This window comes from Streptomyces sp. AC558_RSS880 (assembly GCF_019049255.1).
In the GTDB taxonomy this organism is placed as follows: Bacteria; Actinomycetota; Actinomycetes; order Streptomycetales; family Streptomycetaceae; genus Streptomyces.
Genome location: NZ_JAGMUJ010000149.1, coordinates 1 through 9,321 on the forward strand (window position 1 = coordinate 1; position 9,321 = coordinate 9,321).

The following is a 9,321-nucleotide window of genomic DNA, read 5'->3' on the forward strand; positions in this document are numbered from 1 at the left end:
CGTCTGCTCCAGCGAGCAACTCCCGTGGTCCTTCCTCACCCACACCGGCCTGATCATTCACCCCTCACCACCACAGAACTAACGAAAAACTCAGTAGGTATCTGTAAGAGCGCGGCCCCCAGCGACGCTCTAATCCTGGCCTCAGGTTGATCGGGGACAATGAGCGGCAAAAACATCGACTGGAAGGGGGCGGGCCGGCGTGCGGATCATGATCGCGGATGATGAAGCGGCCATCCGTGAGTCGCTGGAGCGGGTGCTCCAGGTCGAGGGTTACGACACCAGCACCGTCGCCAACGGTTTCGCCGTGCTCGACGGGGTCGTTGGGGCCGACGGCGACACGCTGGATCTGCTGATCCTCGACGTGATGATGCCTCGCCTCGGCGGGTTGGAGACCTGCCGGCGGTTGCGGGCCGCGGGTCGGGATCTGCCGGTGCTGATGCTGACCGCCCGTGACCAGGTCTCCGACCGGGTCACGGGGCTGGACGCGGGCGCTGACGACTACCTGCCCAAGCCTTTCGCCACCGAGGAGTTGCTGGCCCGAGTGCGGGCCCTGCTGCGCCGGCGCACGCCGACCGACGGGGAGTCGCAGATCCTGTCGTTCGCCGACGTCCGGCTCGATCCCGACAGGTTCGAGGTGTGGCGGGGCGGGCGGCCGCTGCGCCTGACCCGGACCGAGTTCTCCCTCCTGCAGGTCCTCATGAGCAACGCGACCCGGGTCGTGACCCGCGACGCGCTGTTCGAGGCGATCTGGGGCTTCGACATGAGCGCCACCGCCAACAACCTCCAGGTATACGTGAGTTACCTGCGCCGCAAGCTGGAGGCCGAGGGTGAGCCGCGATTGATCTACACGCTGCGCGGCCTGGGATACACGTTGCGGGAGACTCCTCCGTGAGCAGGCCGGCCGGCCGGGAACCGCGCCGGCTGACCCGATGGTGGCGCCGGCAGTCCCTGCGGAGCAGGCTGACGGTGATCGCGGCGACGGCCATCGCGGTCAGCGTGTTCGTGGCCTTCCAGGTGGCCAGCGAGCTACTGGGCTGGGAGCTGCAGGACAGCACCGAGAATCAGCTGCGCGCCGACTCCCGCGTCCTGGCGACGAACGCGCAGCGCGCCGGTCTGGCGCAGGTCCAGCTACCGCCGTATCCCGGATCCGGTCGGCTGGTGCGGGTCATCCTGCCCGACGGCTCGACCCGGACGCCTGCCGGCCAACCCGCGCTGCCCCCCGTCAGCGAGCACGCCGGGCGCGTGGCGCAGGGCGCGTCGGCCGACCTGATGGAGTCGAACGACAGCGACGAGGACGGCTACCTCATCTACACGCTGCGGGCGGGCGACGGCGCGGTCCAGGTGGCCCAGGTCGCCGACGACAGCCCGATCAACCAGTTCGGGTTCGGCATGCTGCTGATCGGGCTGTTCTGCGTGGTGGGCGGCGCCCTTGTCGGGCGGACCGTGGCGCGGACCGGGCTGGCACCGATCGACCGGCTGACCGCCGCCGCGGTACGTGTCGCGCACACCCGGGATCTCGACGCCGACATCCCGGATGAGGGCGGTGGGGAGATCCGGCGGCTGATCCAGTCGATCAACGACATGCTCGCCGCGCTCCGGGACTCCCGGCGGGCCCAGCGGCTGCTCGCCGAGGACGCCGCCCACGAGCTCAAGACCCCGCTCACCAGCCTGCGCCTCAACGTCGAGCTGCTGATCCGGCTCGATCGGCGCGGCACCCTGGACAGCGCACTACCGGCGGAGAGCCGGACCCGGCTGCTGACCGATCTCGGCGTCCAGGTGGCCGAGTTGAGCACCCTTGTCGCCGAGCTGACCGACCTGGCGCGCGGTGACGTCAGCGACGAGAACACCGAGCTGCTCGACCTCGCCGACGTGGTGGCGGCCGCCGCGACCCGGGCACGTTCCCGCACGCCCGACGTCGAGGTCGCGCTCGACGTGACCTCCGTGTGGGTGAGCGGGCGTCCCGCTGCGCTCGAGCGGGCGGTGCTCAACCTCATCGACAACGCCGGCAAGTGGTCCCCCGCGGACCAGCCGGTCCAGGTCCGGCTCCGTGCCGAGAACGCGTCGGTGGTGCTCGAGGTCGACGACGCCGGGCCGGGCATCGACGCCGCCGACGTACCGCGGGTGTTCGACCGGTTCTACCGTGCCGACAGCGCCCGGGCGTTGCCGGGATCCGGTCTGGGGCTGTCGATCGTGCAGCGGGTCGTCGACGCCCACGGCGGCCGGGCCAGCGTCGCCCGCTCCGCACGCGGTGGCGCGCTGCTTCGCATCGACCTTCCGGCCGCGGCCCCGCCCGCCCCGCCCGCGCGGCTCACCGCCGGGGAGGACACCGCGATGCGCCGACCCCAGCCCCGGCCGCACGGCGTAGGACCAAAGGGCGGCGGCCGTCGAGCCCCATGAAAAGATCCGGGACGGGCCTGGGTCCCCGTCCCGGATCTCGTCCGTGCCGCCGCGCTCACCGTTGCAGCGCGGACTCCTCCTTGTCGGCCAGCGGCTGTTGACCGTCCGGCAGCTCCGCCGCTGGACGGGACAACCGGCTCGGCCACCACATCCGCCGGCCGATCAGCAAGGTAAGGGCGGGCACCAGGACCGACCGCACCAGCAGGGCGTCGAGCAGCACGCCGAAGGCCACCAGGAAGCCGACCTCGACCAGCATCACCAGCGGGAGTGTGACGAGGACCCCGAACGTGGCCGCCAGGACCAGGCCTGCCGAGGTGATGACGCCACCGGTGGCCGAGAGGGCTTTGAGCATGCCCTCTCTGGTGCCGAGGCGCATGGTCTCCTCCCGGGCCCTGCTGGCCAGGAAGATGTTGTAGTCGACGCCGAGCGCCACCAGGAACAGGAACGCCAGCAGCGGCACCGAATAGTCGACACCCTTGAACCCGAGGATCGTGTCGAAGACGAACACGCTGCCGCCGAAGGCCGCGGCGAAGGAGACGACCACGGTGGCCATCAGGACCAGCGGGGCCAGGACCGCGCGCAGCAGCAGCCCGAGTATGATCAGGACGACGACGAGCACCAGCGGGATCACCAGCTTCTCGTCACGCCTGGTGGTCACCTCGGTGTCGAGGTTCTCCGCGCTCGGCCCGCCGACGATCGCCTCCGCCCCGCTCACCGCGTGCACGGCGGTGCGCACCCGCTTGATCGTGTCGTACTCCGCGGCGGTGTCCGGCGCGTCCTTCGGGAACACGGAGATGTTGGCCCAGCCACCGACGGTCTCCTCCGGGACGGCCATGGCCACGCCTCGGGTGTCTTCGACGACGTCGAGCACCTTCTCCTGCTGCGCCGGACGCGTGAAGACCGTCAGCGGCTGGCCGCCGAGCTCCGGGAAGTGCTCGCGCAGAACGGTGAAGCCGGTGACCGACTCCGGCGCGGACAGGAACTGGTCCTGCTCCCTCAGGGCGCCGGTGTTGCCCGCCAGCCCCAGGGCGAGCACGCCGAGGACTCCGAACGAGCCGAGCGTCGCCACCCACCGGCGGCGGCTGATGGCGGTGCCGAGCCGTCCCCACAGCCCCGGCTTCTCCTCCACGGCCGTGCTGAACCGCGGGATGGCCGGCCAGAAGATCCGCCTGCCGAGCACCACGAGGACCGCCGGGAACAGCGTCAGCATGGCCACCAGCGCGCACAGGATGCCGGCCGCACCGATCGGGCCCAGCCCACTGGTGCTGTTCAGGTCCGCGACGAGCAGACACAGCAGGCCCGAGACCACGGTGGCCGCGGACGCGACGATGGCCGGCGCCGCACCGCGCAGCGCGTGGACCATCGCGACCCGGACGTTCTCATGGTGGTGCAGTGCCTCCCGATATCGGGCGATGAGCAACAGCGCGTAGTCCGTTCCCACGCCGAACACCAGAATCGTCAGCAGCGCCGAGTTCTGGTCGTTGACCACGATGCCGAAGCCCTTGACGAGCAGGTAGACGGTCCCCATCGAGGTCAGTGCGGCCGCACCGACGGCCACCAGCGGGATGATCCACAACACCGGGCTGCGATAGGTGAGGATCAGCAGGAGCGTGACGACGGCGATGGTGGTGAGGAGGACCTGCTCGTCGATACCGTCGAAGACGGCATCCATGTCACCGTCGATCGCGCCCGGTCCGGTCACGTCCAGTTCCAGCCCGGAGGGGCGGTCCTTCGCGGCGTCACGCAACGGGCCGACGAACTCCTCCGGCGGGCCGTAGGCCGTGCTCACATCGAGGGTGAACGTCATCGCCTTGCGGTCGGTGGAAAGGCTCGTCGGTGAGCCCTCGTCGTCCTCGTCGCCCGCCTCCGTCGTCTTCGGCGGGTACCGCTTGACAAGGGTGTCGTAGTGACGCTCGACCGCCGCGCGGTCGGCGGCGGTCATGCCCTCGGCCCGGTGGTACACGAAGACGAACGTGCTGTCCTCACCACCGGGGAGACTGTCGTCCAGCGCCGCCACCTTGGTGGACTCGGCACCGGCCGGCAGGGTGTCCACGGCGCTGTCTGTGGTGACCGAGCTCAACTTCCCGCTCAGCGGCACCATGCCCGCCGCCAGCACCAGCCACAAGCCGATCACCAACCATGGCACCCACCGGCCTGCCAACCGACCGGCCGGCGCTCTCCCGGACGGCGCAGTGTCGACTGCCATCACAAGCCTCCTACACGCGAGTTGCATCGCTTATCTGGATGCGCACTTCCTATTGAGCGAACCTGAGACCACCGTTAAAGCGCTGCTCAGACCGGTCGGCCGAACCACGTGCCCAGCGCACGCACCCGTGTGATGGCGTGGGACTGCTGCACGGACAGGTGATGCCTGACCTGGTTTGCTGAGAGGCGGCCTGGAGTGCCCAAGCCGTAGCCGAAGGGGTTCCACGAAGGACGTCGTGCGGGTCGCGCGCAGCCGCGAGCCGGCGTCTCGCCAGAACAGATCGCCGCCGACTTCGGCGTCCACCCGATCACGCTGTCGAGGTGGCTGCGTCGCGCCGACGCAGAGGAGGGCGCCGGGTGCGGCATATCCGTCGCAGGCGAACCTGCCGTCATGATGATGTACCCGCTCGTCCGCGAGACGGCCACCACCGCAGCCCCTCACCGGGTGCCGGTGGCGGTGACGTGCCGGGTACTCAATCTGCCCCGCCAGCCCTACTACCGGTGGCTGGCCTCACCGGTGACCGACACCAACTCGCGGAGGCATACCGGGCAGGCGCTCTGTTCGACGTGCATCGCGACGACCCTGAATTCGGCCACCGCTTCCTCTTCGAGGAGGCCCGTACGGCTGGCGAGCCGATAACCGACCGGATCACCTGGAACATCTGCCGCGACAACCGCTGGTGGAGCGCGTCCGGAAAGCGCAGGGGCCGGGGCAAGTTCATCTCCGGCAAGAGCAAGCAGAACGCGGTCAAGACCATGGTTGTCACGGACGGCGACGGCCGCGTCCTCTTCGGCAGTCCGGCTCAGCACAGCAGCTGCGCAGACATCACCCATTCTCGCCAGTTAGGGCTGGTCAGGCTCCTGGCCGACGGACCCGCGAAGGCATACCGAGCCCTGTCAGAGTGTCGACCGGGCCAAGAAAGATCGCCGCCGTGGAACCGGCTGGCGGTGCAGAGCGGGGCCTTCGCCTACGCCGACTTCCAGCGGGAGACGGCGCCGTCCGAACAATCTGGCCGGCCCGCGCAGGGCCAGGCCCGCAGCCCGTTGCTCGGTCGCGCGCTACAGGTCCTGGACAGCGCGCAGCGCGGCGTCCACGCGGGCCATGGCCGCGGTGTCGACCGGGCCGAGGAGCTTGGCGCCGTCGAACCGGTCGACGCGCAGCTGGACGATGTTGACGGCGACGGCGGTGCACGGGAGAGGGGCGCCGATGACGACGGACATGGCGGTGTCGGGATAGCGGCCGCTGTCGTGGAGCATGATCGCGAGGACGGCGCCGTAGGCCTCTTCGAGGCCGGTCAGGCTGATGATCAGGACGTTGCGGCCGTCGGGGAGTGCCCAGATCTCTCCACGGTTCACAGGGTGTCGCCCTCGCCCGCCAGGTCGTCGCCCAGACCGAGCGTGGCGAGCTGCTTCGCGGCGTCGAGCGTGGCCGCGCGGCGGGCGGCGCGTACCACGTACGCGTTCACGGAGAGGCCGGCCTCGGACGCCGCGGCCCGGATCGAGGGGGCGAGGTCGTCGGGGACCCGCAGGGTCATCGTGGTGACAGACATGATGCCAGAGTAGCCACCATTTAATGGTGGCACATAGTGGTTGCGAAACATGCCGGTCAGGCATGAGGACACGGCGACCCTCGACCCGCCGAAGGCTGGGCGAGCGGACAGGGCGGCGGCCGTGGCTCACGCGCTCGACCTCCCGTTCGTTGGCGTGGGTGCAGTGATCCGATCCGTGACGCGCGCCGGCTTCCCTATGCAAGACGCGGACCAGGCCCTGGCAGACGACGTGCCAGTGGTAGGCATCGGAGACACCGGCGCGAGCCCCGACGGTACGGCTGCCTATAGCGCGAGTGAGCGCAGCGGGGCGGGTGCCGCGTCTGGGAGAGCCCGCAGGGCGTCCCGGTCGCCGCCCGCGGCTCGGAGTCGGCCGCCGTCGACCCTGTGCCGCTCGAAAAGTCATCGTCGCCGGTCAAGCGATATAGCGGTACTCGCTGATCACGCCGCCGAGGATCCTGGTCCGCAGCGCTCGGCGGGCGTTGAGGTCGTGCACTGTGGCATCGGACCGTTCCTTGGCATCAGGCGGTAGTTGCTGTCGGGCTTGGTGAGGTCGGTGGGTGTTGTAGTGCCGCCGGTAGGCGGCCAGGACCTGGCGGGCATGGGCCTCGTTCACGATCAGGACATGATCGAGCATCTCGCGCCGGATGCTGCCAATGATCCTCTCGCAGTGGGCGTTCATTCGAGGAACCCGCGGGGCACTCAAGATCACCTCCAGCTCCTCGGCCTCAAATACCGTGTCGAACGCCGCGCCGTACTTGCCATCGCGGTCACGCAGCAGGAACCGCAGAGACTCCATGCGCATGCCCAGGGCGGCGGGGCCGAAGCGGCGCGTACGGCGGCCATGCGGGCGGTGGAAACCGCCTGGGGCGGGTTGCGGGTGCGTGATGTGACGGCGCTGCCGGAGCCGGCCCTCGTGGCGGGTGCGGGGTTCACTTCTCCCGCGCAGTGGGCCGATGCGGAGTTCCAGCACCGGTGGCCGCAGTACGTGGCGGACTGCTGCGACAGGCTGGAGGAGGCGCTGGGGGCGGCCACGGGTGACGACGGCACTGGGTGGCAGCTGTTGCTGGTGAGCGGCTGGCCGCTGACCCGTATGCAGGATGCGGAACTGGCCTACCTGGCCCAGTACGAGCAGCACGGGCCCACCGTCCCGTTCGGCGCCCGCCGCGTCGGCTACAACATCGAACCCGACCACGCCGTCGTGCTCGCCGTCCCCCGCTTCGCCGCCCGGCACGCGGCCGACCACACCCGCGACGCCCGACAGCGGATCACCCTCGGACCGGACCTTTTGACAGGCAGCGCCGGGCCGGACGAACGGGACGTGCTGGCGCTGCTGCGCGGCGCCTACCCCTACCTGCCGGCGGACGCCGAAGGCGACGGGCCGGGCGCCAGGCCCACGGCCATGGTGACGACGGCCCGGGCGGTGCGGCGCGCCGCCCAGCTCGGTCGACGGGGCGCCTACAGCGGGCCCGACTCGATGGAGGTGTACAACGACCTGGTCGTCGGCACGTACAGCTGGGTCCCCGACGACGATCACCCCGGCCCCGCAGCCGCCGAGATGGAGAACCTGCCCGTCCACTGGCTCAACGACTGGATGCTGTGCCTGGACGTCGAGTGCGGAATGCGTGACGAGACCGTGCTGCACCGTCTGTACGGCACGGTGACCTCCTACGAGCCCGGCACCGGCCGAGCGGGGTTCTCCCCCACGGGCGGCCACCCGGCCATCTTGGTGCCCGTCCACCGGATCGTCGCGCTCACAGGCGACCGGCACCGGCGCACCGACGGACAGGTCCCCGCCCACGAGCCCTACGAAGAGCAGAAGGCCGTCCGCCTCCACCGCGAGGGAGTCGCGTTGGCGCCGCTCCAGGCAACAGGCCGGGTTCTGCACCGAACTCCTCACCCGGCACCAGAAGCCGACGCTGTGAACCGGCGCTTCACCCGGCCCGGAGGTGCGGCGGTGCCGCCTGGCCTGAGCGGTGCGGCCCGGCATCGGTGCGTGGCGTAGCGCCGGCGAGGGTGTCAGTGCCGGGTGGGATCATCGTCTGGGGTGTCTGCGAGGGCAGGGGGCCGGTTGTGGCGGTGGAGTGGGACCGGGTCGGGCAGCCGGGGTTCGACCGGATCGTGGAAGCGCTGGTGCACCGTGTGTACGACGCGACGGCGCGTGTGAAGGTGGTGAACGGGCGCGGCGGGGACGACGGCATCGACATCAAGGTCACCCACGGGACCCGGGTGCGGATCTTCCAGCTGAAGTACTACCCGGACGGTTTCCCGACCACAGCGCACAAAGGGCGGCGCAAGTCGATCAGGCAGTCGTTCACGCGGGCTCTGCAGCACCAGCCATGGGAGTGGATCTTGGTGGTGCCGTGCACCCTGACTACGGTGGAGCGGGAGTTCGTCACCTCGCTGGCGGCCGGGCAGGCGGTACGGGTTGAAGTGTGGGACCGGGCCAAGCTGGACGGGCTGCTGGCCACACACGCCGATCTGGAAGCCTCCTTCACCCGGGATCAGCTGTTCGAGGCGGCGAAGGTCTACGGGCAGGAGCGGGCGCTGCTCATGGACGGGGTGCGGGATGTGAGTAGCTGAGGTGGCTCCGAAACTCGGCGGAGAGGTGGTCCCCGTGGACCTCGAAGAACTCAGTCCCATCGGTTTTCGTTCGGGGAACGGTCACCGTGACCGTTCCCCGAACGCTTACACAAAGCTCTTTTTTTGGACGAGCAGCCCTTGACCTGCCATTACAGGGTTCAAAAACAGGCACTGAGAGGTCGTTTTCGCCTGCATTGCCCATGTATCCAGCGGTTTTCAGGCCGCCGGGTTGTGGTGCTCGTGCTGCTGGAGATGCGGGCTGATTTTTGCTGATCAGATGGGGTGGCAGGTGAGGCGGGAAGTGTCTTGTGCCTGTCTCATCCCAGGACGCCCGGTCTTCGCGGCCGCATGCTTCCGTTGTCGTCGCTGTGCGCCTGGGCGCACTCGGTCCGCGGCGGTACATCCAGGTCATGAGCGAACGTCGTGCGTATCCGAGTGACCTGTCCGATGCCCGCTGGGAGCTGGTCGAGCCGGTCCTGGCGGCCTGGCGGTCCGAGCGCCGCCGCCGGGCCCTGGCGTTCGGGCGGCCGCCCGAGCACGAGCTGCGCGAGATCATGAACGCGATCCTGTACGTGGACCGCACCGGGGT

9 protein-coding genes and 1 pseudogene are annotated in these 9,321 nt (G+C 69.8%); 6 read left to right on the forward strand and 4 right to left on the reverse strand.

The genetic code is table 11. From position 1 onward, the window contains the following. The first annotated feature begins 199 nt into the window (after positions 1–199). Together KUM38_RS33135 and KUM38_RS33140 are read left to right on the forward strand one after the other, a co-directional pair. On the forward strand, positions 200–892 hold the full coding sequence (locus KUM38_RS33135; RefSeq protein ID WP_308409119.1) for a response regulator transcription factor: 693 nt from the start codon (positions 200–202) through the stop codon (positions 890–892). Next, entirely contained in the window at positions 889–2,397 is a 1,509-nt protein-coding gene (locus tag KUM38_RS33140) for a HAMP domain-containing sensor histidine kinase (RefSeq protein WP_217135030.1), read from the forward strand. The genes KUM38_RS33135 and KUM38_RS33140 overlap by 4 nt, the downstream gene beginning before the upstream one ends. Positions 2,398–2,452: 55 nt before the next feature. Here the strand turns inward: KUM38_RS33140 and KUM38_RS33145 are convergent, their stop codons facing one another. Further along, a complete protein-coding gene (locus KUM38_RS33145; protein WP_217135032.1) occupies positions 2,453–4,603 on the reverse strand; it encodes an MMPL family transporter in 2,151 nt (716 codons plus the stop codon). Between the two features lie 267 nt (positions 4,604–4,870). Here KUM38_RS33145 and KUM38_RS43840 point away from each other — a divergent pair. Further along, positions 4,871–5,242: pseudogene (locus KUM38_RS43840) on the forward strand (hypothetical protein); the annotation flags it as partial. 419 nt (positions 5,243–5,661) lie between these two features. Here KUM38_RS43840 and KUM38_RS33155 read toward each other — a convergent pair. The 3 genes from KUM38_RS33155 to KUM38_RS33165 form a co-directional block, all read right to left on the reverse strand. After that, positions 5,662–5,958 (reverse strand): hypothetical protein, encoded by a 297-nt coding sequence (locus tag KUM38_RS33155; RefSeq protein WP_217135034.1) that lies wholly within the window; start codon positions 5,956–5,958, stop codon positions 5,662–5,664. Further along, entirely contained in the window at positions 5,955–6,152 is a 198-nt protein-coding gene (locus KUM38_RS33160; protein ID WP_224228317.1) for a toxin-antitoxin system HicB family antitoxin, read from the reverse strand. Before KUM38_RS33160 ends, KUM38_RS33155 begins: the two co-directional genes overlap by 4 nt. Positions 6,153–6,564: 412 nt before the next feature. Beyond that, the gene (locus tag KUM38_RS33165) at positions 6,565–6,954 is read right to left on the reverse strand and encodes an integrase core domain-containing protein (protein ID WP_217135036.1); all 390 of its coding nucleotides are present in this window, start codon (positions 6,952–6,954) and stop codon (positions 6,565–6,567) included. A 39-nt stretch (positions 6,955–6,993) separates the two neighbouring features. Between KUM38_RS33165 and KUM38_RS33170 the strand changes: the two genes are divergently transcribed. The 3 genes from KUM38_RS33170 to KUM38_RS33180 form a co-directional block, all read left to right on the forward strand. Then, positions 6,994–8,154 (forward strand): hypothetical protein, encoded by a 1,161-nt coding sequence (locus tag KUM38_RS33170; protein ID WP_217135038.1) that lies wholly within the window; start codon positions 6,994–6,996, stop codon positions 8,152–8,154. A 17-nt stretch (positions 8,155–8,171) separates the two neighbouring features. After that, positions 8,172–8,732: a hypothetical protein gene (locus tag KUM38_RS33175; RefSeq protein ID WP_217135042.1), complete on the forward strand. Its 561-nt coding sequence runs from the start codon at positions 8,172–8,174 to the stop codon at positions 8,730–8,732. A 410-nt stretch (positions 8,733–9,142) separates the two neighbouring features. Continuing rightward, the coding region (locus tag KUM38_RS33180; protein ID WP_217135045.1) for a transposase at positions 9,143–9,321 on the forward strand (179 nt) is incomplete at its 3' end.

Bases quoted from the DNA above. Each gene is read 5' to 3' on its own strand.
- KUM38_RS33145 (WP_217135032.1), bottom strand. From the start codon at position 4,603: ATGGCAGTCGACACTGCGCCGTCCGGGAGAGCGCCGGCCGGTCGGTTG.
- KUM38_RS33160 (WP_224228317.1), bottom strand. From the start codon at position 6,152: ATGTCTGTCACCACGATGACCCTGCGGGTCCCCGACGACCTCGCCCCC.
- KUM38_RS33165 (WP_217135036.1), bottom strand. From the start codon at position 6,954: ATGCGCATGGAGTCTCTGCGGTTCCTGCTGCGTGACCGCGATGGCAAG.
- KUM38_RS33170 (WP_217135038.1), top strand. From the start codon at position 6,994: ATGCGGGCGGTGGAAACCGCCTGGGGCGGGTTGCGGGTGCGTGATGTG.